Source organism: Micromonospora sp. NPDC048905 (genome assembly GCF_040649655.1).
In the GTDB taxonomy this organism is placed as follows: Bacteria; Actinomycetota; Actinomycetes; order Mycobacteriales; family Micromonosporaceae; genus Micromonospora.
In genome coordinates this window covers 231,688-255,608 of sequence record NZ_JBEZFV010000006.1, presented here as the reverse complement: position 1 = coordinate 255,608, position 23,921 = coordinate 231,688, and the positions used below count along the sequence as shown (strand labels likewise).

General features: G+C 70.7%; 28 protein-coding genes. 14 read left to right on the top strand and 14 right to left on the bottom strand.

All coding sequences use genetic code 11. The features are described 5' to 3' along the window. Positions 1–52: 52 nt before the first annotated feature. Positions 53–1,891 (top strand): NHL domain-containing thioredoxin family protein, encoded by a 1,839-nt coding sequence (locus tag AB0C01_RS18130; protein ID WP_357243339.1) that lies wholly within the window; start codon positions 53–55, stop codon positions 1,889–1,891. A 35-nt stretch (positions 1,892–1,926) separates the two neighbouring features. Here the strand turns inward: AB0C01_RS18130 and AB0C01_RS18125 are convergent, their stop codons facing one another. From AB0C01_RS18125 to AB0C01_RS18115, 3 genes are read right to left on the bottom strand one after another with little or no spacing between them, the layout of a single operon-like run. Then, on the bottom strand, positions 1,927–2,676 hold the full coding sequence (locus tag AB0C01_RS18125) for a 5-oxoprolinase subunit PxpA (RefSeq protein WP_357571654.1): 750 nt from the start codon (positions 2,674–2,676) through the stop codon (positions 1,927–1,929). Further along, positions 2,660–3,523, bottom strand: a complete 864-nt coding sequence (locus AB0C01_RS18120) for a biotin-dependent carboxyltransferase family protein (protein ID WP_357571653.1) — start codon at positions 3,521–3,523, stop codon at positions 2,660–2,662. The genes AB0C01_RS18125 and AB0C01_RS18120 overlap by 17 nt, the downstream gene beginning before the upstream one ends. Next, complete coding sequence (locus AB0C01_RS18115; protein ID WP_357571652.1) at positions 3,520–4,212, bottom strand: carboxyltransferase domain-containing protein; 693 nt, start codon at positions 4,210–4,212, stop codon at positions 3,520–3,522. The genes AB0C01_RS18120 and AB0C01_RS18115 overlap by 4 nt, the downstream gene beginning before the upstream one ends. A 107-nt stretch (positions 4,213–4,319) precedes the next feature. Between AB0C01_RS18115 and AB0C01_RS18110 the strand changes: the two genes are divergently transcribed. Next, complete coding sequence (locus AB0C01_RS18110) at positions 4,320–4,997, top strand: hemolysin III family protein (protein ID WP_357243326.1); 678 nt, start codon at positions 4,320–4,322, stop codon at positions 4,995–4,997. A 108-nt stretch (positions 4,998–5,105) separates the two neighbouring features. Here AB0C01_RS18110 and AB0C01_RS18105 read toward each other — a convergent pair whose 3' ends face one another. Then, positions 5,106–5,393 carry a DUF6458 family protein gene (locus AB0C01_RS18105; RefSeq protein ID WP_357571651.1) on the bottom strand — a complete coding sequence of 96 codons (288 nt, stop codon included), beginning with the start codon at positions 5,391–5,393 and terminating at the stop codon, positions 5,106–5,108. A gap of 112 nt (positions 5,394–5,505) precedes the next feature. Between AB0C01_RS18105 and AB0C01_RS18100 the strand changes: the two genes are divergently transcribed. Next, entirely contained in the window at positions 5,506–6,045 is a 540-nt protein-coding gene (locus AB0C01_RS18100; protein ID WP_357243318.1) for a histidine phosphatase family protein, read from the top strand. Between the two features lie 46 nt (positions 6,046–6,091). Here AB0C01_RS18100 and AB0C01_RS18095 read toward each other — a convergent pair whose 3' ends face one another. The 4 genes from AB0C01_RS18095 to AB0C01_RS18080 all read right to left on the bottom strand — a co-directional run bounded on the left by AB0C01_RS18095 (position 6,092) and on the right by AB0C01_RS18080 (position 10,405). Continuing rightward, positions 6,092–6,361, bottom strand: a complete 270-nt coding sequence (locus AB0C01_RS18095; protein WP_030487564.1) for a DUF6458 family protein — start codon at positions 6,359–6,361, stop codon at positions 6,092–6,094. A 197-nt stretch (positions 6,362–6,558) separates the two neighbouring features. Next, positions 6,559–8,415, bottom strand: a complete 1,857-nt coding sequence (locus tag AB0C01_RS18090) for an acyl-CoA dehydrogenase (RefSeq protein WP_357571749.1) — start codon at positions 8,413–8,415, stop codon at positions 6,559–6,561. A gap of 128 nt (positions 8,416–8,543) precedes the next feature. Continuing rightward, positions 8,544–9,668 (bottom strand): PP2C family protein-serine/threonine phosphatase, encoded by a 1,125-nt coding sequence (locus tag AB0C01_RS18085; RefSeq protein ID WP_357571748.1) that lies wholly within the window; start codon positions 9,666–9,668, stop codon positions 8,544–8,546. A gap of 104 nt (positions 9,669–9,772) precedes the next feature. After that, positions 9,773–10,405, bottom strand: coding sequence for a septal ring lytic transglycosylase RlpA family protein (locus AB0C01_RS18080; protein WP_357571650.1), 633 nt, complete (start codon positions 10,403–10,405; stop codon positions 9,773–9,775). 187 nt (positions 10,406–10,592) lie between these two features. Here AB0C01_RS18080 and AB0C01_RS18075 point away from each other — a divergent pair, with 187 nt between their 5' ends. After that, a complete protein-coding gene (locus tag AB0C01_RS18075; protein WP_357243312.1) occupies positions 10,593–11,144 on the top strand; it encodes a phosphoribosyltransferase family protein in 552 nt (183 codons plus the stop codon). A 49-nt stretch (positions 11,145–11,193) separates the two neighbouring features. After that, complete coding sequence (locus tag AB0C01_RS18070; protein ID WP_357571649.1) at positions 11,194–11,625, top strand: ASCH domain-containing protein; 432 nt, start codon at positions 11,194–11,196, stop codon at positions 11,623–11,625. Positions 11,626–11,694: 69 nt separating this feature from the next. Here the strand turns inward: AB0C01_RS18070 and AB0C01_RS18065 are convergent, their stop codons facing one another. Beyond that, positions 11,695–12,582, bottom strand: coding sequence for an LLM class flavin-dependent oxidoreductase (locus tag AB0C01_RS18065; RefSeq protein WP_357571648.1), 888 nt, complete (start codon positions 12,580–12,582; stop codon positions 11,695–11,697). 42 nt (positions 12,583–12,624) lie between these two features. On the opposite strand from AB0C01_RS18065, the gene AB0C01_RS18060 reads away from it, so the two are divergent. The 4 genes from AB0C01_RS18060 (at position 12,625) to AB0C01_RS18045 (ending at position 14,917) form a co-directional block, all read left to right on the top strand. Further along, positions 12,625–13,119: a GNAT family N-acetyltransferase gene (locus AB0C01_RS18060; RefSeq protein WP_357571647.1), complete on the top strand. Its 495-nt coding sequence runs from the start codon at positions 12,625–12,627 to the stop codon at positions 13,117–13,119. A gap of 95 nt (positions 13,120–13,214) precedes the next feature. Further along, positions 13,215–13,409 carry a hypothetical protein gene (locus AB0C01_RS18055; RefSeq protein WP_357243300.1) on the top strand — a complete coding sequence of 65 codons (195 nt, stop codon included), beginning with the start codon at positions 13,215–13,217 and terminating at the stop codon, positions 13,407–13,409. Positions 13,410–13,536: 127 nt separating this feature from the next. Continuing rightward, the gene (locus AB0C01_RS18050) at positions 13,537–14,241 is read left to right on the top strand and encodes a dihydrofolate reductase family protein (RefSeq protein ID WP_357571646.1); all 705 of its coding nucleotides are present in this window, start codon (positions 13,537–13,539) and stop codon (positions 14,239–14,241) included. A 31-nt stretch (positions 14,242–14,272) separates the two neighbouring features. Beyond that, positions 14,273–14,917 (top strand): dihydrofolate reductase family protein, encoded by a 645-nt coding sequence (locus tag AB0C01_RS18045; protein WP_357243294.1) that lies wholly within the window; start codon positions 14,273–14,275, stop codon positions 14,915–14,917. A 12-nt stretch (positions 14,918–14,929) separates the two neighbouring features. Here the strand turns inward: AB0C01_RS18045 and AB0C01_RS18040 are convergent, their stop codons facing one another. Continuing rightward, positions 14,930–15,274: a VOC family protein gene (locus tag AB0C01_RS18040; protein WP_357243291.1), complete on the bottom strand. Its 345-nt coding sequence runs from the start codon at positions 15,272–15,274 to the stop codon at positions 14,930–14,932. 183 nt (positions 15,275–15,457) lie between these two features. Here AB0C01_RS18040 and AB0C01_RS18035 point away from each other — a divergent pair, with 183 nt between their 5' ends. Genes AB0C01_RS18035 through AB0C01_RS18025 form a run of 3 tightly spaced genes read left to right on the top strand, consistent with a single transcriptional unit; the run spans position 15,458 to position 17,038 of the window. Further along, the gene (locus tag AB0C01_RS18035) at positions 15,458–16,213 is read left to right on the top strand and encodes a hypothetical protein (RefSeq protein ID WP_357243288.1); all 756 of its coding nucleotides are present in this window, start codon (positions 15,458–15,460) and stop codon (positions 16,211–16,213) included. Then, on the top strand, positions 16,210–16,569 hold the full coding sequence (locus tag AB0C01_RS18030) for a transcriptional regulator (RefSeq protein ID WP_357243285.1): 360 nt from the start codon (positions 16,210–16,212) through the stop codon (positions 16,567–16,569). Before AB0C01_RS18035 ends, AB0C01_RS18030 begins: the two co-directional genes overlap by 4 nt. Positions 16,570–16,600: 31 nt before the next feature. After that, a complete protein-coding gene (locus AB0C01_RS18025; protein WP_357243282.1) occupies positions 16,601–17,038 on the top strand; it encodes a GyrI-like domain-containing protein in 438 nt (145 codons plus the stop codon). Positions 17,039–17,063: 25 nt separating this feature from the next. On the opposite strand, the gene AB0C01_RS18020 is transcribed toward AB0C01_RS18025, so the two are convergent. Beyond that, positions 17,064–17,867, bottom strand: coding sequence for a hypothetical protein (locus AB0C01_RS18020; protein WP_357571645.1), 804 nt, complete (start codon positions 17,865–17,867; stop codon positions 17,064–17,066). Beyond that, entirely contained in the window at positions 17,864–18,445 is a 582-nt protein-coding gene (locus AB0C01_RS18015; RefSeq protein ID WP_357243276.1) for an RNA polymerase sigma factor, read from the bottom strand. The genes AB0C01_RS18020 and AB0C01_RS18015 overlap by 4 nt, the downstream gene beginning before the upstream one ends. A gap of 138 nt (positions 18,446–18,583) precedes the next feature. Between AB0C01_RS18015 and AB0C01_RS18010 the strand changes: the two genes are divergently transcribed. After that, the gene (locus AB0C01_RS18010) at positions 18,584–19,528 is read left to right on the top strand and encodes an ATP-binding cassette domain-containing protein (RefSeq protein ID WP_357571644.1); all 945 of its coding nucleotides are present in this window, start codon (positions 18,584–18,586) and stop codon (positions 19,526–19,528) included. Further along, positions 19,525–20,274, top strand: a complete 750-nt coding sequence (locus AB0C01_RS18005) for an ABC transporter permease (RefSeq protein WP_357571643.1) — start codon at positions 19,525–19,527, stop codon at positions 20,272–20,274. The genes AB0C01_RS18010 and AB0C01_RS18005 overlap by 4 nt, the downstream gene beginning before the upstream one ends. Here AB0C01_RS18005 and AB0C01_RS18000 read toward each other — a convergent pair. Both AB0C01_RS18000 and AB0C01_RS17995 read right to left on the bottom strand, forming a co-directional pair. Then, the gene (locus AB0C01_RS18000; RefSeq protein ID WP_357571642.1) at positions 20,258–23,398 is read right to left on the bottom strand and encodes a BTAD domain-containing putative transcriptional regulator; all 3,141 of its coding nucleotides are present in this window, start codon (positions 23,396–23,398) and stop codon (positions 20,258–20,260) included. The genes AB0C01_RS18005 and AB0C01_RS18000 overlap by 17 nt on opposite strands. A 121-nt stretch (positions 23,399–23,519) precedes the next feature. Beyond that, a complete protein-coding gene (locus tag AB0C01_RS17995) occupies positions 23,520–23,906 on the bottom strand; it encodes a helix-turn-helix domain-containing protein (protein WP_357243261.1) in 387 nt (128 codons plus the stop codon). Between the last annotated feature and the right edge of the window lie 15 nt (positions 23,907–23,921).

Genomic DNA, 23,921 nt, shown 5'->3' with positions numbered 1-23,921 from the left:
TCTGTCGTCCGGGTCACGGCGGTCGGGACCGGGGCGTGGCAGGCTGACAGGCATGGGAACGACAGCGCGTGTACGTGCGCCCGAGCTGCGGGGCCGCCAGTGGCTCAACACGGGCGGACGGAACCTGACCTTGCAGGACCTTCGCGGCAAGATCGTGATCGCGGACTTTTGGACGTTCTGCTGCATCAACTGCCTCCACGTGCTGGATGAGCTGCGCCCGCTGGAGGAGAAGTACGGCGACGTGCTCGTCGTGATCGGTGTGCACTCGCCGAAGTTCGAGCACGAGAAGGACGCCGACGCGCTCGTCGCGGCCGTCGAGCGGTACGGGGTGCACCACCCCGTTCTCGACGATCCGGACATGGACATGTGGCAGCAGTACGCGGCCCGCGCCTGGCCGACCCTGTCGGTGATCGACCCCGAGGGTTACGTGGTGGCCACCATGGCGGGCGAGGGTCACGCCGAGGGGTTGGCCCGGTTGATCGACGAGCTGGTCGCCACCCACGAGGCCAAGGGCACCCTGCACCGGGGTGACGGGCCGTACGTTCCGCCGCCGGCCCCGGAGACGGCGCTGCGCTTCCCGGGTAAGGCGGTACTGCTGCCGAACGGCAACCTGCTGGTCTCGGACTCGGCCCGGCACTCCCTGGTCGAGGTGGCCCCGGACGGCGAGACGCCGGTGCGCCGGATCGGCTCGGGCGAGCGGGGCCGGGCCGACGGGCCGGGTGCCGCGGCGACGTTCTCCGAGCCGCAGGGGGTGTGCCTGCTGCCCACCCATGTCGCCGAGGTCGCCGGCTACGACCTGGTGGTGGCCGACACGGTCAACCACCTGCTGCGGGGCGTACGGCTGGAGTCCGGCGAGGTGGTCACCGTGGCCGGCAGCGGCCGGCAGTGGCGTGCCGAGGTCGACGACCACGCCCACGACGCGCTCGCGGTGGATCTCTCCTCCCCGTGGGATCTGGCCTGGTACGACGACAAACTGATCATCGCGATGGCCGGCATCCACCAGCTCTGGTGGTTCGACCCGATCAAGCGGACCGCGGGCATGTACGCCGGCACCACGGTCGAGGCGCTGCGGGACGGCCCGTTGGCCGAGGCGTGGATGGCGCAGCCGTCGGGGCTGTCCGTCTCCACCGACGGCGCCCGGCTCTGGATCGCCGACAGCGAGACCAGCGCCCTCCGGTACGTGGAGAACGGCGTGCTGGGCACCGCCGTCGGGCAGGGCCTGTTCGACTTCGGGCACGTGGACGGTCCGGCGGAGTCGGCGCTGCTGCAACACCCGCTGGGCGTGTGCGCGTTGCCGGACGGCTCGGTGCTGATCGCGGACACGTACAACGGCGCGGTTCGTCGCTTCGACCCGGCCACCAACCAGGTCTCCACCGTCGCGGACGGGTTGGCGGAGCCGAGCGACCTGGTGCTCAGCCCGGCCGGCGAGGTGCTGGTGGTGGAGTCCGCCGCGCACCGGCTGACCCGGCTCGCCCCGGGTGCCCTGTCGGCGGCGGGTGCCAGCACGGTCGACGGTCCCCGGCACCGCACCGAGCGCAAGCCGACCGACGTCGCGGCCGGTGAGGTCACCCTGGACATCGTCTTCACCCCGGCGCCGGGGCAGAAGCTGGACGAGACGTTCGGGCCGTCGACCCGGTTGGTGGTCTCCGCGTCACCGCCGGAGCTGCTGGTGGATGGTGCCGGCACGGGCACCGAGCTGACCCGTCGGCTGGTGCTCAACGGCGACGTCACCGCCGGGGTGCTCCAGGTGACCGCCCAGGCGGCGACCTGCGACGCGGACGTCGAACACGCGGCGTGTCACCTGACCCGGCAGGACTGGGGCGTACCGGTGCGGGTCGTCGACGGCGCCGTGACCCGCCTGCCGCTGGTGCTGCGCGGCCTGGACGCCTGAGGTGATCGGAGGGGTCCGCCCGGACCCCTCCGATCTCACGCGAAGGGCGCCAGGGTGATGTCGGCGTCGATCAGGCTGGCCCGGACCAGTTCGGCGGCGGAGACCGCTCCCGGGGTGTCGCCGTGCACGCAGATCGAATCGACCGAGCAGGGAATGACGGTGCCGTCCACCGCCACCACGATCCGTTCGGTGGCCATCCGCGCCGCGCGTTCGGCCACCTGCTCCGGGTCGGTGATGACCGCGCCGGGTGTGCCGCGCGGCACCAGCGCCCCGTTGGGCAGGTAGGCACGGTCGGCGAAGGCCTCCGCGACGACCGGCAGGCCCGCGCCGACGGCGAGTTGGGCGAGCATCGAGCCGGGTAGGCAGAGGATGGGCAGCTCAGGGTCGTAGCCGGTGACCGCCGCGACCACCGCCGCCGCCTGGGACTCGTTGGTGCTGGCCGCGTGGTAGAGCGCGCCGTGCGGTTTGAGGTAGCGGACCCGGGTGCCGAACAGCCGGCAGAACGCGTCCAGCGCCCCCACCTGGTAGGTCACCTCGTCGCGCAGCTCGGCGAAGTCGTACGCGATGTGCCGTCGACCGAAGCCGGCCAGGTCCCGGTAGCCGACCTGCGCGCCCACCGCGACCCCGCGTCGCGCGGCGCCCTCGCAGACCCGCCGCATGGTGGACGGGTCGCCACCGTGGAAGCCGCAGGCGACGTTGGCGGAGGTGACGAGGCTCAGCAGCGCCTCGTCGTCGCCGAGACGCCAGATGCCGAATCCCTCGCCCAGGTCAGCGTTGAGGTCCATGAAATCTGACGGTAGTACCTGGCCGGGCCTGCGCGAGCGGGGTCACGTCGGTGACCACCCCGATGACGGGGTATCCACCGGTGGTCGGATGGTCGGCGAGGAAGATCAGCGGCTGTCCGTTCGCGGGCACCTGCACCGCGCCGAGCACGATGCCCTCGCTTGGCAGTTCGCCGGCCACCGCGCGGGGCAGGGTGGCGCCGGCAAGCCGGGCGCCGACCCGGTTGCTCACCGGACTGACGGTGTACGGGGTGCCGAACAGCCGGTCGAACGCGGTAGGCGTGAACCAGTCCTCCCGAGGACCGGGACCCACCATCAGGTGCAGCTCCGACTCCGCCGCGGAGCAGACGGTCAGGTCCACCGGCGCAGGTGGGCCATGCGGCTCGCCGAGGGGCAGCCGGTCGCCGTCGCGCAAGGGAGCCGGGCCGAGCCCGGACAGGGTGTCGGTGGCCCGACTGCCGAGCACCGGCGACACGTCGATGCCACCCGCCACCGCCAACCAACTCCGTACGCCCCGACGGGCCGGGCCGATCCGCAGCACCGTCCCGGCCGGCACGGTGAGCGGTCGTCCGGTGTCACCGGGCCGATCGCCCGCCCGGACCGTCACCTCGGCCCCGGTGACCGCCACCGTGGTGGCCCGGGTCAGCCGCAGCGTGCAGCCGGACAGGGTGACCTCCAGGCCGGCGGCGTGCTCCGGGTTGCCGACCAGCCGATTGGCCAGCCGCAGAGCAGCCGGGTCGAGGGCGCCGGAGCGGGGTACGCCCAGGTGCGCCCAACCGGGCCGGCCCAGGTCCTGCACGGTGGTGAGCGCGCCGGCGCGTAGGACCTCGACGGCGGCCGGACGGGTCATGCCGCCACCATCCGCACCCGGGCACCCGGTCCGAGTCGGGCCGGCGAGTCGGCGTCCACGTCGAAGAGGACCAGCTCGGTCCGGCCGACCAGTAGCCAACCTCCGGGGGACGCGCTGGGGTAGATGCCGGCGTACGGGCCCGCCAGGGCGACCGACCCGGGCGGCACCCGGGGGCGGGGGGTGGCCAGCCGGGGCAACGCCAGCTCGGCGGGCAGCCCGGTCAGGTAGGGGAACCCGGGGGCGAAGCCGCAGAACGCGACCCGGAACCGGGTGCCGGTCAGCCGGCGCAGCACGGCGGGCACGTCCCCGCCCCAGTGCTCGGCCACCACCGGCAGGTCCGGCCCGTCGAAGGTGACCGGTACGACCACGTCCGCCGCGTCGTCGGCTCGGTCGTCCGCAGGGGCGTCGTGGTCTTCGGCTTCGCCATCGGCGTGGTCGGGGCCGGCGGTCGCGGCGGCGACGCCGGATGCCCACCGGGTCAGCTGCTCGGCCGCGGCGGTCGGGTCGGGCAGCCCGTCGAGCAGGATCGTGCTGGCCGCTGGCACGATCTCCACGGCGGTCAGGTCACCCCGCTCCCGACGCCGCCACAGCTCGGCGCGCCACGCTTCCACGAGCGCGGCTTCGGACGTGTCGGCGGGGGCGGTGCAGTCGAGTAGCAGGGCGTGCGCCCCGACCTGTCGGATCCGCATCCGCTCATCTTCGCCGATGTCGTGCCGGTACGGAGTTCACGAGGACCGTGCCGGGCGTCACCAACACCACTACTTGCAAGTAACCTACGGTGCCGTAACCTGACTGCGTGAGTACCTCCGCCCCGCTTCGCCTGAAGCCGGTCGACATCGGTAAGCCCCGGATGCGCGGCTGGCTGCACACGTACGCCTTCTTCGTGGCCCTGATCTGCGGCGTCGTGCTGTGCTCGATCGCCGCGACCCGGCCGGGGTGGGCACCCCTGGTCAGCTGCCTGATCTACAGCGTCACGGTGTGCGGGCTCTTCGGCACCAGCGCGCTCTACCACCGTCGGGTGTGGTCGGAGCGCGGCTACCAGGTCATGCGCCGGATGGACCATTCGATGATCTTCGTGTTCATCGCCGGCACGTACACACCCCTCTGCACGATGCTGCTCACGCCCCGGCCGGCCACGGTGATGCTGGCCCTGGTCTGGGGCGGCGCGCTGGCCGGTGTGGCAGTCAAGGTGGTGTGGCCGCACGCGCCACGCTGGGTGTCCGCGCCGCTCTACCTGGCGCTGGGCTGGGTGGCCGTGGCCATGTTGCCGGACATCCTGCACGGCGGCGGCGTCGCGGCACTGGTGCTGCTGATCGTCGGCGGCGCGATCTACAGCGTCGGGGCGGTCTTCTACGCGCTGCGCCGGCCCAACCCGTGGCCGACCGTCTTCGGTCACCACGAGTTCTTTCACGCCTGCACGCTGCTGGCGGCACTCTGCCACCACATCGCGATCTACTTCGCGCTGTTCGCCTGACCCAGACGGCGCGGCCGAAACGCCACGGGTGGCAGCCGCCATGATCGTGCTGGAAACGCGAGCCGGGGTCCCGCGACGCTGCGGGACCCCGGAGTTCGCGAGCGAGGATCAGACTGGCCGGCCCGGCCGACGCACCTCGCGGTACTCCTGCACGACCTGGTTGTCCTGGACCGGCACGACCCGGTCAGCCACCACGCGCTCTTCGCGGACCGGCGCGGCGACCACGGTGCGACGGCGGCTGTTCCAGAAGTAGAGAGTGGTGATCAGGCCGGCGACACCGGCCAACATCAGCACCCAGCCGACCACGGACAGGTCCAGCCAGCCCAGATCGGCTTCCACGGCGAATGCGAGGATCGCGCCCAGCGCGATCAAGAAGATGCTGCCACCAATGCCCATGTCTCGCTCCTCGGCTCTAACCTGGCGTACGACGCGCCGCGGCCGTCGGTAGGGGTGCGGCATCCATCGACTTACCCAGGCACGGAGATCGCCAATCGGGCAAGCTGGGGGCATGACGGACGCCGACTCCGAGACGCGGACACTTGTGTTGCTCCGGCACGCGAAGGCCGAGCAGGGGAGTGACGCGGCCGATGATGCCCAGCGCCCGCTCAGTGCCCGCGGGACCGCGGACGCGGCAGCGGCTGGCGCCTGGTTGGCGCACCACGGGTTGCTGCCCGACGTGGTGATCTGCTCGACGGCGAGACGTACCCGGCAGACCTGGCACGGCGTGGCGATGGGGATGACCGGCACACCGCCGGAGGGCGGCCCGACCGGTCCCCGGCCGACGGTGCGTTACGAGCCCGGTGCGTACGACGCCCATCCGGAGGAGTTGTTGGCGCTGGTCCGTACGGTTGACGCGGCGGCCGGCACGGCACTGCTGATTGCCCACAACCCGGGCATCTCCCTGCTCGCGGCCCTTCTCGACCCGGAGGGTGCGTCCGACGAGGGGTTACGGACCGCCGAACTGTCGGTGCACCGTGGCCGGTTCGCCTGGACGGAGTTGGGGCGGGCGGGAGCTCCGATCACGGCACGGCACATCGCACGCGGCTGAGCCACCCGTCGATAAGCGACGGGTGGCTCAGGGGCACGTCCCGGCGTCAGGACGGCGGCGCGGTTGGTGGCGGTGGGTCTGGCGGTGGCGGCATCATCGCCGTCGGATGGGAGAGCCGGTTCTCCTCCACGATGAGGGTCCGGGCCCGCTTGCGTCGGTCCTGCCAGAACCAGACCGTGGTCAGCAGTACGGCCAGCCCGGCCAGGATGAACACCCAGCCGACCGCCCGTACGTCGATCCACCAGACGTTGGCCCTCAGTGCGAAGGTCAGGATCGCGCCGATCGCGATGAGAAAAATGCCGCTTCCTACACCCATGTGCGCTGCACTCCCCCGTGCGGTGGCTCTGGGCGTTCCCTTTCGAGGTCACGCGACGGTTACCCGCCACGCCAGCGGCATACCCGACCGGCCCCGCCCAATACGCGGCGACGGCCGGCGGGGCAGCGCCCCACCGGCCGTCGGTGTGTCCGGTCCCGGGTGGTGCGACCCGGAAGGTCAGCCGTGCCGTGGCACGGTCAGAAGGCCTCCTCCGGGAGGTCCATGATGTCGAGGTCGGTGCTCTCGATGATCCGTCGGTCGGCGCCGATGCGGGGCAGCACCTCGCGGGCGAAGAAACGGGCGGCGGCCACCTTACCGGTGTAGAACGCCTTGTCACTGACGGTGACCTCGCCGGCCAGCGCCTTCAGCGCCACCTCGGCCTGCCGCTGGAGCAGCCAGCCGACCACCAGGTCGCCGATCGCGAGCAGGAAGCGCCGGCTGCTCAGCCCGACCTTGTAGAGCGCGCGGGTGTCGCCACCCTGCGCCTCGCCCAGCCAGCCGGTCAGCACACCGAGGATGGTCTGCACCTCGACGAGCGCCTTGCCGAGCGCCTGCCGTTCCTCCTTGAGCTGGCCGTTGCCCGCCTCGGAGGAGATGAACTCCTGGATCTCGCCGGCGACCGCCATCAGCGCCTTGCCGTTGTCCCGGACGATCTTGCGGAAGATCAGGTCCAGGCTCTGGATGGCGGTGGTGCCCTCGTACAGGGTGTCGATCTTGGCGTCGCGGACGTACTGCTCCAGCGGGTAGTCCTGGAGGAACCCGGAGCCACCGAAGGTCTGTAGTGCCTCGTGCCCGAGCATCTCGTACGCCCGCTCCGAACCGACGCCCTTGACCAGCGGCAACAGCAGGTCGTTGACCCGCTTGGCCAGCTTGGTGGCCTTCTCGTCGCCGGCGGCCTCGGCGATGGCGACCTTGTCCTGCCAGGTGGCGGTGTAGAGGACAAGGGCACGAAGACCCTCGGCGTACGACTTCTGCAGCAGCAGCGAGCGGCGGACGTCCGGGTGGTGGGTGATGGTGACCCGCGGGGCGGTCTTGTCCACCTGCTGGATCAGGTCGGCGCCCTGCACCCGGCTCTTCGCGTACTCCAGGGCGTTGAGGTAGCCGGTGGAGAGGGTCGCGATGGCCTTGGTGCCGACCAACATCCGGGCGTACTCGATGATCATGAACATCTGCCGGATGCCGTCGTGCTTGTCGCCCAGCAGCCAGCCCTGGGCCGGTACGCCGTGCTCGCCGAAGGTCAGCTCGCAGGTGTTGGAGACCTTCAGGCCCATCTTGTGCTCGACGTTCGTGGTGTAGACGCCGTTGCGCTCACCCAGCTCGCCGGTGGTCTCGTCGAAGTGGAACTTCGGCACCACGAAGAGCGACAGGCCCTTGGTGCCGGGGCCACCGACGCCCTCCACGCCGACCGGACGGGCCAGCACGTAGTGCACGATGTTGTCGCTCAGGTCGTGCTCGCCCGAGGTGATGAAGCGCTTCACGCCCTCGATGTGCCAGGAGCCGTCGGGCTGCTGGGTCGCGCGGGCGCGGCCGGCGCCCACGTCCGAGCCGGCGTCCGGCTCGGTGAGGACCATCGTCGAGCCCCACTGCTTGTCGATGAAGAGCTTGGCCCACTTCTTCTGCCGCTCGGTGCCCTCGACGTGCAGCACGTGCGCGAAGGACGGGCCGGAGGCGTACATCCAGATCGGGGCGTTCGAGCCGAGCACCAGCTCGGCCATCGCCCACCAGAGGGCGCGCGGCGCGTTCGTCCCGCCCAGAGCCGGCGGGAGGTCGAGCCGCCAGAACTCGGAGTCCATGAACGCCTGGTAGGACTTCTTGAACGACGCCGGCAGCGGCGCGGTGTGCGTGGCCGGGTCGAACACCGGCGGGTTGCGGTCACTGTCGGTGTAGCTGGCGGCCAGGTCCTCGCGCGCGAGGCGGTCGAGCTCGGCGAGGAAGCTGCGGGCGGTGTCGGTGTCGAGATCCGAGTACGGCTCCTGGCCGAACGACCGGTCGGCACCGAAGACCTCGAACAGGTTGAACTCAAGGTCCCGCAGGTTGCTCTTGTAGTGGGTCATGCTCACTGGCCCCGCTTCCGGACAGGTGTTACCGATCAGTAACCCTGACTGTATTACTCGCGGGTAGGCAGCGACAAGCGGATCACCCAAGTGACAGCGATTACACACAACTCCGTAACCCAGCCCGGTCAGCTCTCGGCGGCACCGACCTCCCAACTCGGGACGGCCGCCGCCGCGCCGGCACGGGCACCGACGTACTCCATCAGGACCAGGGCGATGTCGTCGTCGAGGTGGCCGTGCACCCACTCGGCCAGGGCGGTCTCCAGGGAGGCCAGCCCGTCGGCGACCGTGCCGTGACCGAGCAGCCGCCAGGCGCGGTCGGCGGTGGGGAAGAACTCACCATCCCGCCGCGCCTCGCCGAGGCCGTCGGTGAACAGCAGCAGCCGGTCTCCCGGCTCCAGGCGCTCGACCCGGGGGCGGACCACCGGCATGAACCCGAGCGGGGGTGCCGGCGCCGGCGGTTCCAGCGGGATCACCGCACCCCGGCGCAGCAGCAGCGGTGCCGGATGCCCGCAGTTGACGATGGTGAGCGTGCCGCCGCGCTCCTCGACGAGCGCCGCGGTCACGAAGTCCTCGTCGCCGACGTTGCGGGCCACCGCGCGGTCCAGGTCGGCGACGACGGCGCGCAGGTCGGCACGCTCGTAGGCCACATGCCGGTAGGAGCCGAGAACGATGCTCGCCAGCCGAACCGCGTCCAGGCCCTTGCCGCGCACGTCACCGATGATCATGCGGACGCCGTAGGGCGTGTCGATCGCCTCGTACAGGTCACCACCGATCTCGGCAGTCGCGGTGGAGGAGATGTAGCGTCCCGCGACCGAGAGCGTCCCGACCTGCGGCCCGAGTGGACGCAGCACCGCCTGCTGGGCCACCGAGGCGAGCTTGGTCAGCTCGACGATCTGCTCCGCCTGCCGCTGCCGGACCGACGCCACCGTCACCGCCAGTCCGGTGACGACCGCGACCGCGACCACGCTGACCGGAGTGATCATTGACATCTTCGGCTCGGTCAGGGCGAAGCCGGCCCCGGTCAGGGTCGCCACGACACCCACACCCAGCACCACCGGCCACGACGCCACGGCGGCGGCCAGCAACGGTACGGCCGACAACAGCGCGACGTAGTGGGCGAAACGGCCGTCCGCCGCCTCCACCGCCGACACGATCGCGAGCAGGACAAGGGCCGCGCCGAGGCCGGCGCGGGATCCGGGGCTCAGCGGGCGACGGCCCGACTGGAGGAGTCGCGTGGGTACGACTGACAGTTTGCCTGATCCACGTGAACCGGTGAATGAACCTGACCCGTCGTCCGAGAAGGTTCTGTCCGGCCGGCCCAGTCGACCGGCCGAATCGGCGCGACCCGACCCGGTCAGCCGAGGACCTCGTAGCGGACGGTGAGCGCGCCCACGTCGACCGAGGCGATGGTGGCGAACGCCGCCCGGGAGAGGTCGAGGCAGCGGCCGTCGATGAACGGGCCGCGGTCGTTGATCCGCACCACGACCGACTTGCCGTTGGCCGGGTTGGTCACCCGGACCTTGGTGTTGAACGGCAGCGTCTTGTGCGCGGCGGTCAGCGCGCTCGGGTTGAACGACTCACCGTTGGCCGTCAACTGCCCGTCGGAGTAGAACGACGCGCCACACGAGCCGCTCTCCACCACCTTCGGCGCCGGGGTGGTCTTCTTCGCGGTCGGCTTGGGCTTCGGCGGCGCGGTACGGGCCTTGCCCCGGGAGGCCGCCTGCTGCGACCGGATGGCCGACGGGCTGGCGGACACGCTCGGCGAAGGGCTGGCGGTCGGGGAGGTGGCCGGGGAACTGGGGGTGAGGCTGCTCGCCGCGGTGGTCGGGGTGAAGTCGAGGGCCGTTTGCCCCGACTGAGCGGAGCCGGAGGTCAGCTGAACGGCACCGACCGTGCCCCCGACCGCGAGGGCGACGCCGACCGCCGCGGTGGCCACGATGCCCGCCGGGGAGGAGAAGATGCGGGTACGGGAGTGCTTGGCTGCCACCGGCCCGGTCCTTTCGTCGTCTGAACAAACCGGGTCGGACCGTAACGAGAGAAGCACTTCCGACGTCAACGTGATCATGGTGGTATGCCCGTATTTGCACAGGTACGTGTAGCCGATCATCCGACCCCGGGTGGGCCGGCCGGCCCGGGTGCCGACGGGCCGGCCCCGGGTGTCGCAGGATGAGCGGATGCCCGCCGACCTGACCGCACGCCTGGCCGCCCTGTTCCAGTGGATCGACCCCGGGCCGGGCACCAGCCACCTGGTCAGCGACATCTCCGGCTGGTGGCGGGACCCGACGGTGCTGGCGGAACTGGGACCGGCCCTGGTCGCGCCGTACCGGTCCGCCCGGCCGACGGTGGTGCTCGCCCCAGCGGTCACCGGGTTGCTGCTCGGGCCGTTGGCCGCCACCGCCCTCGGGGTCGGCTTCGTGGCCGCCCACAAGCCCGCCGACGGGCGGTTGCCGGCCGGGCCGCTCACCTGGGCGCAGAGCCCGCCGGACTACCGGGGCCGGCGAGTCGACCTGGCCGTACGGGACCGACACCTCGGCCCCGGCGACCGGGTCCTGGTGGTCGACGACTGGGTGCGTACCGGCGCTCAACTCCACGCCCTGTACGACATCTGTGCCGCACGCGGCGCCGAGGTGCTGGGCACCGCCGTGGTGGCGGTCGACTGCCCACCGGAGGTCGCGGCTGAGCTGCGCGTCACCGGCCTGATCAACGCGGCCGATCTGCCCACGTGACGGCGGTTTGCGGCGGCGGTACGGGGCGCACTGGCCTAGCCTCGGCAGGATGTGGCCTCGGATCGGTGGACTGCGCACCCTCGCCCTCGGCACTCCCGGTGAGCTGCGGGCGACCCTCAACACCCTGGTACTCGCCGGCGTGAAGACCGCAACGGCCGGACGGCTCGCCTACTACGCGGTAGAAGGCGAGGAGTTGGAGCACGTCGGCGAACGGCTGGCGCTTGTCGACGACGACGACGCGCTGGCCGGCGTGGTGGAGGTCACCGGGCTGGAGGTGGTCCGCTTCGCGGACGTGTCCTGGGACTTCGCCCACTCCGAGGGCGAGGGTGACCGGTCGATCGAGGAGTGGCGGGCCGGGCACTCGGCCTACTGGGCGCGGCTCGGCACCCCGGTCGATGACGACACCCCGATCGTCTGCATCCGCCTGCGACTGGTCTCCGGCGGGGAGGGCGGCGTGGCCAGCGGCGACCTCGGCACCTGAGCCGGTCGCGGCGGCGGCGCGGGCACGGCCTGGGCGGCCACCGGCGCGGTCCCTACCGGGGATGCGTGTTCAGCCGCGCAACTGCGGGAGCAGTCGGGTCGCCACGTCCGCCAGGACGGCCTCGTCGCCCGCGTACCAACTGCTGGCCCGCGGCCAGTGCGCCACCACGTCGGTGAAGCCGAGGTCGGCGGCCCGGCCGACCTGATCGGCGAAGAACTGCGCGCTGCTGAGCGAGAAGACCGGTGCGGCGTCCAGCGAGAGATAACGGTCCAGGGTTGCCGGATCGCGGCCGGCCTCGTCCAACGTCCGGTCCATCCGCGCGGACAGGGCGGCCACGCTGTCCCACCAGCCGGCCAGGTCGTTGTCGTCACCGGTGCCGGTGGTCACCCAGCCCTGGCCGAAGCGGGCCACCAGCCGCATCGACCGTGGCCCGTTGGCGGCCACCACGAACGGCACCCGGGGCTGCTGAACGCAGCCGGGGTTGTTGCGGGCGTCCACGGCGGCGAACCAGTCACCACGCCAGGTGGTGCCGTCCTCGCGGAGGATCAGATCCAGCAGCTCGGTGAACTCGGCGAACCGTTCGACCCGCTGGCGCGGCGGCAGCGTCTCGCCGCCCAGCACCGCCGAGTCGAAACCGATGCCGCCCGCGCCGAGGCCGAGGACCAACCGACCAGCGGAGACGTCATCCACGGTGGTGATCTGCCGGACGAACGCGGCCGGGTGCCGGAAGTTCGGCGACGCGACGAGGGTGCCCAGCCGGATGCGGGAGGTCACCGTGGCGGCGGCGGTCAGCGTGGCCATCGAGTCGAACCACGGGCCGTCGACAAGGTCCCGCCAGCCCAGGTGGTCGTACGTCCAGGCGTGGTCGAAGCCCCACTCCTCAACCTGCCGCCAGCGATGCCGCGACTCCGCCCACCGCTGGTCGGGCAGAATCACGATGCCAATCCTCATGATCACCAGCCTAGTCGTGCCCGCCGGAGCTGCCCTAACATCGTGGTGATGCGGAGGATCGGGCCGACGGTACGACCGGCGGGACTGTCAGATGTGCCGGCACTCGTGGATCTGCGCCTGGCGAACGCCGAAGCTCACCTCTCCCTGGCCCCCGACGTCTACCGGCTGCCGCAGCGCGAGGCGGTCGCCCACCATTTCACGGCAGTGCTGACCAAGGGGGCTGGCGGGGACGCGATTCTCGTCGCGGAGTTGGACGGGCAGGTGGTCGGAATGGTCGAGCTGCTGCGCCTGCCCGAGCCGCCGGCGCACCAGATCCTGCGTCCCGAGCCGTCGGCACAGATCCACACGGTGGTGTCCGGCACGGCCCGGGGACGCGGGGTCGGTTCGGCCCTGGTCGACGCTGCCGGCCGATGGGCGGCCGAGAACGGGATCACCAGCCTGTCGGCGGGCATCCACCACCGCAACGACGGTGCGGTGCGCTTCTACCGCCGCCACGGCTACGCCCCCTCGGGCACCTTGCTGAACCGGCAACTCGAGGGCTAGCCAAGCCTGCCCGATGTGTCGAGTGCTGCCGAGGAGGTCACCGACGTCGACCGCGCAGGGCACCGCGCGGCGCTGGTTCCCGCTACCGTTCCGGCGTGGACCTACCGGCGCAGCGGGTCGAGACCGTACGAGCACTCGGCACGGTGTCGCTGGTTGCCGGGTTCATGATCTCGCTCATCACCATGGCGTCCGACTACAGCGGGCTTGATCCGCACATCCTCGCCACCTTCCTCATCCTGACCGGCCTCGGTCTGCGGATCGAGGCGGCGATCCGCAACCGCAGGTCGTAGCCGTCCCGGCCGGAGCAACAGGTGACGCGCGTCACACTTCGGCTCGGTAGGGCGCCGGCGTTCGGCTCCGACCCCTCGGGGAGCGACACCCGGGTCGAGGTGTCAGCCGAGGAGAGGACCAGGCGCGATGACGAAGGTGACCGCACAACTGTCCGTGTCGATGGACGGCTTCTACGCCGGCCCCCAGTTCGACGGGAACGGCAACTGGATGGACTCGGCGGAGAGCGCCGGGTTCTTCCGGGTGACCCGCTGGGCGACCGAGGTCGCGGCGTGGCGTGAACGACAGGGCTTCGCCGGCGGGGAGCGGGACGCCAACTCCGAGGTCGTCGCCGAGTCGTTCGGGGCCGCCGGGGCGTACGTGATGGGGCGCCGGATGGCCGACGGCGGTGAGGTGCCGTGGGGCGAGGAGCCGCCGTTTCGCGCGCCGGTCTTCGTCGTCACGCACCGCCCCCGTCCGACTCTGCTGCGCGGCGGAGGCACCAGCTTCACCTACGTCACCGAGGGCGTGGCCAGCGCCGTCGAGCAGGCGCGCGCCGCGGCCGGCGGTAAGAACGTCGCCGTGGCCGGAGGCGGCGCCCTGGTGCGGCAGGTGCTCAGGGCCGGCCTGCTCGACGAGTTGGAGCTGCACGTCGTACCCGTCGTTCTCGGCACCGGACTCCGGCTGTTCGACGCGGACCTCGACCTCGGCGAGAAGGAGGCGATCGAGCTGACGCCGACCCGGGTCATCCACACGCCGCAGGTCACCCACATCCGGTACGAGGTGAACGGTCGGGCGCCCCTCGTGCTCGACGATCGGGGCAGCGGCGGTGGCCCGACGGCGACCACCACTTGAATCCGACACGTCGAACCGAGAGGAGATGGCCATGCCGCAGCTGCTGCGGGTGCAGTGCTTCAACGTTTCGCGGGACGGATTCGGCACCGGAGAGGGACAGAGCCTGGAACGGCCCTTCGGCCACGCGGACCCCACCCCGCTGTTCTCCTGGCGGGCCGCCACCGCCAGCTTCGTGTATCGCACCGAGCCGGGCGGCACTCGCGGCCTGGACGACTACCTGACCCGCGACGCCGAGTGCAACATCGGCGCGGAGATCATGGGTCGCAACAAGTTCGGCCCCCAGCGTGGCCCCTGGGAGAACCATGACTGGCAGGGCTGGTGGGGCGACAACCCGCCGTTCCACACGCCGGTCTTCGTGCTCACCCACCACGAGCGCCCGTCGTTCAGCCTCTCCGACACCACGTTCCACTTCCTCGACGCCAGCCCGGCCGAGGCCCTGGCCCAGGCGAAACAGGCAGCCGACGGTCGGGACGTACGCCTCGGTGGTGGGGTCGACACCATCCGCCAGTTCATCGAGGCCGACCTGGTCGACACGATGCACATCGTGGTCGCGCCCGTCGATCTCGACCGGGGCGAGCGGTTGTGGGACAGCCCGGACGACCTTCTCGACCGCTTCCACCGTGAGTCGGTGCCCAGCCCGAGCGGGGTCACCCACCTGCTGTTCTGGCGACGGTGACGGCAGCCGATCCTAGGACAGGCGGGACAGCACCAGCATGCGGTTGCCGTCGGGGTCGGTGACCCGGGCGGACCGCTCACCCCACGGTTGGTCGACCGGCTCCTCGACGACCGTCGCGCCGGCCGAGCGCAGAGCGGTCACGGCGGCGTCGCAGTCATCGGCGTAGACGCACAACTCCCAGCGGTTCGCATCGGCCGGCCCGCCAGCCTCCGGGTTGGCGGCCAGGCCGAGCTCGCTGTTGCCCAGGCGGAGGGCGACGAACTCCGGAACGCCGTCGGCGGGGAACCGGTACGTCAGCTCGAAGCCGACCACGTCCCGGTAGAACCCGATCAGTCGTGGCAGGTCAGGTGTCGTCACGATCGGAAAGGCTTCGGTGAACACGGACCACCTCCACGCCGGACCCTAGCCGCGCCGAGGCTCCGGTGGAACCACCACTGTCGATACCGGTGGATGGCGTTGTTCGGTGGCCTTCTTGCGCAAAATGGTTTGCGATGCAAACCTATTGGTAATGCAGCAGCGCCAAGCGGCCTGGAGGTCACCGTGTCGGAGCAATCGAGCACCGCGCCGAACAGCAGAGACAACCCCGCGGAACTCCTCGCGACGGTGGCCGCGCTCCGCCGGCGCGCCCGGGTCGCCCGGCACGCCTACTGGTTGCCGCTCCTGCTGTTCGGTCTCCTGATCGCGGCAGCGGCACCCCTGTACGTGGAGTCGGCCGACCCGCTCGCCATGCGCGGGCCGCAGGACAATCCCGCGCTGACCGGCCTCGGTGGCGACTTCCTCGAACGCTCGGCGGGCCTCGGGTGGTACTGGTTGGTGGCACTCGTCGGCGGCTACCTGCTCACCCTCGGGTGGTACCGATGGCACGGCGCGCGGGTGGGCGTACGGACCCCGACCCGGACGTACGTCCTGGCCGGCATCATCGGCACGCTGGGCGGGCTCGTGCTGCCGATCGTGCTGCGGTTCCTGTTGCTCAACTCGGCGAACTCGGTGTCGAGCGCGACCAGCTGGGTGACCACACCACTGTTGGGCGTCTCCAATCGCGGCATGTTTCCGCATCTGGTCATCGCGGTGGGTCTGCTGGTCCTGGCCCGACTGGAACGCAGTCGCGGGCTGACGGTCGTGACCGTCTGCTACGTCGCCGCGGTCGTCCTGGTGAACGTCTACTTCCAGACCGCGGACTTCCAGCCGGGTGACCTGAACCGCTACAGCGTCCTGCTGGCGGCCCTGCTGCCGGCGCCGATCCTGCTCGTCGGTGGCATCATCGCTCTTTTCACCACGGGTAAGAGGTCGACATGAGCACCGGCACCGGCCCCGGCGGGCACCCGACCAACGGGCTCAGCGACACCGTCCACCAGCGCAACCGGCTCGGCATCCTCACCATCGCCGCCGAGGCCGAGCAGGTGGAGGTCGCCTACCTGCGCGAGGCACTCGAACTCACCGCAGGCAACCTCTCCCGACACCTCGCCGTGCTGGAAGAGGCCGACCTGATCCACATCGAGAGGGGCTACCACGGACGCAGGCCCAAGACCTGGATCAGGATCACCGAGCAGGGGCAGGCCGCGTTGACTGCCGAGATCAACGCGCTGCGGGAACTCCTCCAACGCCACCAACAGTCGGGCAGTGCCTCACCATCGGGCGGGCACGAGCAGTGACCTGTCGTACGGGTGGCATAGGTTGCCGGCCATGAATGCGTCGATGCCCGCACCGGATCCGATCACCCGGCGCGTCGAGCGCCAGGAGACACCCGTCCTGTTCATCTCGACCGCCGACGAACAGGACGCGATCACCGAGGCGTGGGATCGCCTGGAGGCGATCGTCGGGTCACTCCACGGGCGGAAGTTCTTCGGGGTCTTCGGCCCGCCCGACGGGTCATACCGGGTCTGTGTGCAGGTCCAGGACGACGACGTTGCCGCGCTGAACGGGCTTGAGTCCGGGTCGATCCCCGGGGGTCACTACCTGTCGACGACCGTGCGGGGCGAGCCGCCCGCGGTCTACTCGCACATCCCCACCCGGTACGCGGAGCTGAAGCAGGTCGCCGACCACGACTCGACGCGTCCCAGCATCGAGTTCTACCGCCGGCGCGATCAGATCGACCTGCTGATCCCGGTGAACGCCCGATAGCGACGCGGCGGTTCACCGGGCTCGCCTATCGTCCCCAGGGCTCGGCGGGTCGGCAGTCCGTTCCCGGCTTGCCGTAGACGATGGTGCCGGCGGGGTCCACGTAACAGTGGTCTGACTCGTCGGACGGCGGAAACAGCGGACGGCGGTCGATCTCGGCCCCGGTGCTGTCATAGCTGACCAACTCGGCGTCCCTGGTGACCTCTGCGTGATCGGTGAGCAGGCCGAACACCCCGTGCGCCAAGCGCGCCGTGGTCGTCTGCCCGTCGCCGTGTTCCAGCACCAGCCGTTGCACCCGAGCGGCGACCCGGCCGCTCACCGCGACGTCGCCCCCGTCGACTTCGGTCGACATGAGCAGGAGCCGCTGGATCGAGCCAGGCAACCAGGCCCGTTGCGGCCAGACGCGTTCACCGGTGGCACCCCCACTGATCTCCTCACCCGGCCGCATCGAGACATTGCAGGTGAAATAGCCGGTGTCCGTGATGAACAGCGCCACGCCGTCGTGGTCCTGTTCGGCGGCCACGGCCAGATCGTCTATTGACAGTGGAATCCGCTCCATCTGCCCGTTCCACTCCAGGCACTTCTCCACCGCCCGGTGCAGCGTCGGGGACAGCTCACCCGAACCCATCGCCAGATGCCGCACCTCGTCTCCCCTCGGCACCGTCGCCACCCCGACCACCACCGCGGCAGCCGTCGCCACGGTGGCGATCCCGAGTCGCACCGCCCTGCGGCGTCGAGGCCGGCGGATCGACGTCATCAGGTCCGCTCGCATCCGCACCGCCCTGCCCGGCGGCAGATCGCGCTCGGCGGGCGGGTCGAGAATCTCCTTCATCGTTCCTCCTTGTTGCCGTCGGTAACCATCCGTGCCAGCCGAGCCCGTGCACGACTCACGCGCGAACGGAGCGCGCCCTCGCTGATGCCGAGGACCGTCGCCGCCTCGCCGTACGGCACGCCGGACCACAGACACAGGGCCACCGCCTCGCGTTCCGCGCGAGGTAATCGGCGGACCACCGCCAAGACGTCGGTCATCTGCCGTTCGTCATCGAGCCGCGCGACGATGTCGCCGGCCGGGTCCGCGGTCGCCTCCCGCTCCGGTGGCAACCTCCGCAGGGCCGCCAACCACCGGCGGGCCGAGCGCCACTCGGTACGGGTCGTATTGGTGGCGACCACCAGCAGCCACGGCAACGCCGACCCGTCCACCAGGACCGCCGCTTCGCCGCGTCTACGCCACGCGACCAGGAAGGTCGCCTGCGTGACGTCCTCAGCGAGCGTCCACGAGCCGGTGAGCCGGAACACGTGGTTGTAGACCGCCCGGGCGTACCTGTCGAAGAGCCGGCCGAAGGCGACCTCGTCACCGGCCGCGATGGTCGACCACAGATCCTGGTCGGACGGTTGTATCTGGCTCGTCACACCTGACTATTGCCGGTCGCGGTGGATCCGTTGCAGTCCTGCTCGAAGTCGCGGGGCGGGACGAGGTGGGACACCGTGTCAGTGGCCGTGTCACGGTCGCGTCAGGGCGGTGACAGGCCGGCCGCCGATGGTAGCCACATGACGAGTTCAGCGATTGCGGTCTCCGGGCTGCGAAAGGCCTACAAGGACAAGGTCGTGCTCGACGGCATCGATCTGGATGTCCCCGCGGGCACGATCTTCTCCCTGCTCGGCCCGAACGGGGCGGGCAAGACGACGACAGTGAACGTGCTGACCACACTGGTGAAGGCCGACGGCGGGACCGTACGCGTCGCCGGACACGACGCCGCCACCCAGGCCAAGGCGGTACGCGCCGCGATCGGGGTCACCGGTCAGTTCGCGGCCGTGGACGAGCTGCTGACCGGACGCGAGAACCTGCAACTGATGGTGGACCTGAGCCAGGTGCCCACCAAGGACGGCAGGAGGGTCGTCACGGAACTGCTGGAGCGGTTCGATCTGACGGAGTCCGCGCAGAAGCCGGTGTCGACCTATTCCGGCGGTATGCGCCGCAAGCTGGACCTGGCGATGACGCTCGTCGGCGAGCCGCGGATCATCTTCCTCGACGAGCCGACGACGGGCCTTGATCCGCGCAGCCGCCGCACGATGTGGTCGATCATCCGGGACCTGGTGGCCGACGGTGTGACGATCTTCCTCACGACCCAGTACCTCGAGGAAGCCGACCAGCTCGCCGACCGGATCGCCGTCCTCGACCAGGGGCGCGTTGTCGCCCAGGGCACGCCCGACGAGCTCAAGCGCCAGATCCCCGGCACCCACGTCCGACTCCGCTTCACCACCGTCGCCGAACTCGACACCGCCGCCCGGGTGCTCGGCGACGCCACCCGGGACGACGAGGCGCTGACCCTGCGGGTACCCAGTGACGGCGGAACCGCCTCGCTGCGGGCCCTGCTGGACCGGCTCGACGAGTACGCGATCAGCGCCGAAGGGTTCTCCGTGCAGACGCCGGACCTCGATGACGTCTTCCTCGCCCTGACGGGCACCCGCACCCCGGAGGTTTCCGCGAAATGAGCACCAAGTCCCACTCGATCGTCATGCTGCGTCGCAACTTCACGCACCTCACCCGCAACCCGACCTCGGTGTTCAACGCGGTCCTGATGCCGATCGTGATCATGTTGATGTTCGTCTACATGTTCGGCGACGCCTTCAACGTCGGCGTCGACTACATCGACTACGCCACTCCGGGACTGATGCTGTTGGCAGTCTGCTACGGGCTGGGGGCCACCGCGACGGCGGTGAACTCCGACATGACGAAGGGCATCATCAACCGGTTCAAAGTCATGCACGTCTCCCGGGGCGCGGTGCTGACCGGTCACGTCGTCGCCAGCGTACTGACCAACCTGGTCGCCATCGCGGCCCTGGTCGGGGTGGCCTTCCTGCTCGGATTCAGTCCGTCGGCGAGCCTCCTCGGCTGGCTCGGCGTGCTCGGCGTCATCGTGCTGCTCGGCTTCGCCGCCGGCTGGCTCACGGTCGCCCTGGGGCTCTCGGCGAAGTCTCCGGAAACGGCGGGGCTGGCTTCCGTACCGTTGGTCATGCTTCCGTTCTTCAGCAGCGCGATCGTCCCGGCGGACAAGATGGGACCCGGGCTGCGGCAGTTCGCGGAATACCAGCCCTTCACGCCGATCATCGAAACGCTGCGCGGCTTCCTCAACGGCACGCCGTCCAGCGGTGACGTGATCCCCGCCCTCGCCTGGTGCGTCGGGATCGCTCTCGTCGGATACCTGTGGGCACGTTCCACGTTCACGAAGCGAGCGTGACCGCGACCAACCGATTCCACTCCGTCCGACCGCCTTCTCGCGCCGCCTCTGCGAATCTCACTTCGCCGAGGCGGCGCCGTACTTCCCGCTCGATCCGGGGAACATCCGGCTGGGAGTGATCCTGCCGTCCCCGCACGCCGGCGCTCGCGGCGAGCAGCCGCGCGGCCAGCTCATGCTGGTCACGGCGCAGCGCCAGGTCCGCGACACCGACGAGTACCCGCGCGATCGAGGGTGCGTGCCCCGTCGCGGCTGCCGCCTCGCAGGCCAGGGAATGGTGTCTGCGCGCCGCCTCGAGATCGTCCGCGACATAGCCGAGCAGGTCGTGTGTCAGCACGCGGATGTGCGCCTGTGTCGCCTCGTCGCGCAACAGGCTGGTCGCGACACCGACCTGGTGGGCGACCTCTTCGGCCTGGCCACACCAGCGAGCGAGTTCCGCCTGGGACAGGGCCAGCATGGCCAACGCACCGGGCCACGTGACCCGCGCCGCGCATCGCCGTGCCTCGGCCATGGCAGCCGCACTGGACTTCTCATCGCCGAGCAACCAGTACAGCTGAGCCTGCCGGGACCGCATCCGGATGATGTCCTCGACGGTGCCGACCTCGGTGACGACCGCGGTCGCCTCCTCGTAGAGCTCGCACGCACGGGCGAACTCCCCGCGTACGGCAATCAGCTCCGCCAACTCGGTCAGGGCGAACGAGATCCCGAACCGTTCGCCGAGTGCCCGGAACTCGGCGAGCGCCGCCACGAGATGCGCTTCCACATCCCGACCGTCCTGGCCGAAGATGATCCGCATCTTGCCCAGCTGCAACCGGGCCAGCGCGCGTACCCAGGGATCCTCGTCGTCCAGCAACGGTTCCCACGCTTGCAGGATCGCGTCCGGGGCTCGCAGCATGCGTTCCAGCGGGACGACGAGCGCCGTCCCCGGGTGGCTGCCGTTACCACGTTGGCTGAACTCGTACGCCTTGTGGATCCACTCCGCCGCCTGGTGTTCGTCACCCGGTCCCGAGTTGATGAAGAGCACGACGAGCGCGTACACCGTGGCCCGGATCTCGTCGCTGACCTCGCCAGGCGTCTCGGTGGCCGCCGTGATCAACTCCATGCCTTCGGTCCGGTGACCACCCAGCCACCAGTACCAGCCGGCACCCGCGGCCAGCCGCATGGCCGCGTGCGCCTCGCCCGCGGCGAGCGCACCACGCATCGCGGATCCGATGTTGTCATGTTCGAGCTCGAGAGTGGCGAGCCAGGTCACCTGGTCCGCGCGACGAAGCTGCGGCTCCGCGGTCGCGGTCAGTTCGATGAAGTACGTCAGGTGCGCATGGCGCGCCAGGTCCGATTCCCCCGCCTCAGCGAGGCGGTGTGCGGCGTACTCCTTGATCGTGCCGAGCATCCGGTAGCGCGGAGCCTCATCGCCCTCGGCGACCACCAGCGACTTCTCGGCCAGTGCGGTGACCAACTCGAGCACATCCTCCGGCTCGACCTCGTCGCCGGCGCAGACCCGTTCGGCCGCTTCCAGGCTCGCCCCGCCCGAGAACACCGAGAGCCGGCGCAGGACCGCCCGCTCCGCGTCGGTCAGCAGCTCCCAACTCCAGTCGACCACCGCGCGCAGCGTCCGGTGCCGGGGCAACGCGGTACGGCTGCCGCCGGTCAGCAGGCGGAACCGGTCGTCGAGCCGCCTGGCGAGCTGGTCGATGGACATGGTGCGCAACCTGGCGGCGGCCAGTTCGATGGCCAGCGGCATCCCGTCCAGCGCCCGACAGATCCGCGCCATCGTGGACAGCGTGAGATCGTCGACCGCCAGATCCCTGCGCACCGCGCCCGCTCGGTCCCGCAGCAACCGGACAGCGGGAGAGGTCTCGATCTCACCGGGGCCGGCATCGACGTCCGGCAGGGCCAGCGGCGCGACCGGCCAGAGCGCCTCGCCGGTGATGCCGAGCGGTTCCCTGCTCGTCGCGATGATCCGCAGCCGCCGACACTCCCCGAGCAGCCGGTCCGCGAGCACCGCCGCCGGCTCGATGACGTGCTCGCAGTTGTCCAGGATCAGCAACGCCTCCCGCTCGCGGATCGCGGCGACGAGCCGGTCGATCAACTCCATGCTCGGTGGCTCACCGAGCAGGGCGTCCCGGAGTCCGAGCCCCGCGAGCGTCGCCTGCACCACGTCACCGTCCGCACCGATGGCGGCGAACTCGACGAGCCAGGCGCCGTCCGGCAGGTCGTCGAGCATTCTGCGCGCGGTTTCGGTGGCCAACCGGGTCTTCCCGGAGCCACCCGGCCCGATCAGGGTCGTGAGCCGGTGCTCGGCGACGAGCGCGCCGACCTCGGCGACGGCCTCGTCCTTGCCGACGAAGCTGCTCAACTCGGCACGAAGGTTGGTCTTCCGGTGCTCCTCGCGCCGCTGCTGCACCTCACCCCGCAGGAGCGCGACGTGCAACGCCGAGAGTTCCGGCGAGGGGTCGACGCCCAGCGCGTCGGCCAGCGCCGCACTCGTGCGCTGATACACGAGCAGCGCCTCGTTGTCTCGGCCGCTCGCGGCGAGCGCCCGCATCAACGAGAGGACCAGCCGCTCCCGTACCGGGTGCGCGGCCACCAGATCGGTCAGCTCCGCGATCAACTCCGGACCGTGGCCGACGCCGACCTCCACGTCGAAGCGATCCTCGAGGGCGGTCAGCCGCAGCCTGTCGAACCGGGTGACCGCCGCGTCGAGCGCCGCGCTGTCGGCCAGGCCGACGTCCTGCATCGCCGCACCGCGCCACAGATCGAGGGCCTCGCGCAGCCGCCGTCCCCGCTGCGCGCCCTCGTCATCGCGAGCCAGGCCGACGAGCCGTTCGAACCGTACGGCGTCCACGTCATCGGGTTCGACGATCAACCGGTAGCCGTCCGCCTGCCCCTCGATCGACCCCTCCGGCAGCGCCTTCCGCAACCGGGAAACCAGGCGGTGCAGGGCGTTTGCCGCATCGGAGGGCGGATGTTCACCCCAGATCCAGTCGACGAGGGTCCCCTTCGGGACCACGCGACCCGGGTTGAGCGCGAGGGCGGTCAGCAGCCCGCGCAGCCGCGCGCCCGGCACGTCGATGACGGTGCCGACGTCCGCGCGAACCTCGAATGGACCAAGCATCCTGACCTGCACCTGGCAGATCCTGCCACGAACGTGAGAAGCATCCGTGTCGCCGTGGTGCTCTGCCAACGGCTCTCCGGGCCGAGGTCGACCACGCATTCCTGGTCCTGTGCCACGCCGGTGGCACGCGGGGTCACCCAGCGCGGTTGCGCCGGGTGGCGTTGTCGTACGACTCTCGGGCGTCGAGCAACTGGTCCCAATGCTGCTCGGTCCAGGCGCAGGCAACCGCGATCGGTTCGAGCATGCTGCGGCCCACCGGCGTCAGCTCGTACTCCACGTGCCGGGTGGCCTCGGCCAGGACGGTGCGCTTGACCAGCCCGTCCCGTTCGAGGGAACGCAGCGACTGGGTGAGCACCTTGGGGGTGACGCGGCGCAGCGGCACGCGCAGCTCGGAGAACCGACGAGGCCCCTGCTCAAGACAGCGGACGATCAGCGCCGCCCATTTGTCGCCGAATCGGATCGGGGTGAGCGAGGACGGGCACAGCTCGTCGAACATGTCGGCGGGCAGAGGTTGCCTCATCACCAAACGATAACT

Excerpts from the sequence above, each read along its gene's own strand:
- AB0C01_RS18115 (WP_357571652.1), bottom strand. The coding sequence starts at position 4,212 with ATGCGGATCCGACAGGTCGGGGCGCACGCCCTGCTACTCGACTGCACC.
- AB0C01_RS18120 (WP_357571653.1), bottom strand. The coding sequence starts at position 3,523 with ATGACCCGTCCGGCCGCCGTCGAGGTCCTACGCGCCGGCGCGCTCACC.
- AB0C01_RS18060 (WP_357571647.1), top strand. The coding sequence starts at position 12,625 with ATGCGGAGGATCGGGCCGACGGTACGACCGGCGGGACTGTCAGATGTG.
- AB0C01_RS18090 (WP_357571749.1), bottom strand. The coding sequence starts at position 8,415 with ATGACCCACTACAAGAGCAACCTGCGGGACCTTGAGTTCAACCTGTTC.
- AB0C01_RS18030 (WP_357243285.1), top strand. The coding sequence starts at position 16,210 with ATGAGCACCGGCACCGGCCCCGGCGGGCACCCGACCAACGGGCTCAGC.
- AB0C01_RS18045 (WP_357243294.1), top strand. The coding sequence starts at position 14,273 with ATGCCGCAGCTGCTGCGGGTGCAGTGCTTCAACGTTTCGCGGGACGGA.
- AB0C01_RS18070 (WP_357571649.1), top strand. The coding sequence starts at position 11,194 with ATGTGGCCTCGGATCGGTGGACTGCGCACCCTCGCCCTCGGCACTCCC.
- AB0C01_RS17995 (WP_357243261.1), bottom strand. The coding sequence starts at position 23,906 with ATGAGGCAACCTCTGCCCGCCGACATGTTCGACGAGCTGTGCCCGTCC.
- AB0C01_RS18105 (WP_357571651.1), bottom strand. The coding sequence starts at position 5,393 with ATGGGCATTGGTGGCAGCATCTTCTTGATCGCGCTGGGCGCGATCCTC.
- AB0C01_RS18075 (WP_357243312.1), top strand. The coding sequence starts at position 10,593 with ATGCCCGCCGACCTGACCGCACGCCTGGCCGCCCTGTTCCAGTGGATC.
- AB0C01_RS18005 (WP_357571643.1), top strand. The coding sequence starts at position 19,525 with ATGAGCACCAAGTCCCACTCGATCGTCATGCTGCGTCGCAACTTCACG.
- AB0C01_RS18125 (WP_357571654.1), bottom strand. The coding sequence starts at position 2,676 with ATGGACCTCAACGCTGACCTGGGCGAGGGATTCGGCATCTGGCGTCTC.
- AB0C01_RS18130 (WP_357243339.1), top strand. The coding sequence starts at position 53 with ATGGGAACGACAGCGCGTGTACGTGCGCCCGAGCTGCGGGGCCGCCAG.
- AB0C01_RS18095 (WP_030487564.1), bottom strand. The coding sequence starts at position 6,361 with ATGGGTGTAGGAAGCGGCATTTTTCTCATCGCGATCGGCGCGATCCTG.
- AB0C01_RS18025 (WP_357243282.1), top strand. The coding sequence starts at position 16,601 with ATGAATGCGTCGATGCCCGCACCGGATCCGATCACCCGGCGCGTCGAG.
- AB0C01_RS18010 (WP_357571644.1), top strand. The coding sequence starts at position 18,584 with ATGACGAGTTCAGCGATTGCGGTCTCCGGGCTGCGAAAGGCCTACAAG.
- AB0C01_RS18020 (WP_357571645.1), bottom strand. The coding sequence starts at position 17,867 with ATGAAGGAGATTCTCGACCCGCCCGCCGAGCGCGATCTGCCGCCGGGC.
- AB0C01_RS18100 (WP_357243318.1), top strand. The coding sequence starts at position 5,506 with ATGACGGACGCCGACTCCGAGACGCGGACACTTGTGTTGCTCCGGCAC.
- AB0C01_RS18050 (WP_357571646.1), top strand. The coding sequence starts at position 13,537 with ATGACGAAGGTGACCGCACAACTGTCCGTGTCGATGGACGGCTTCTAC.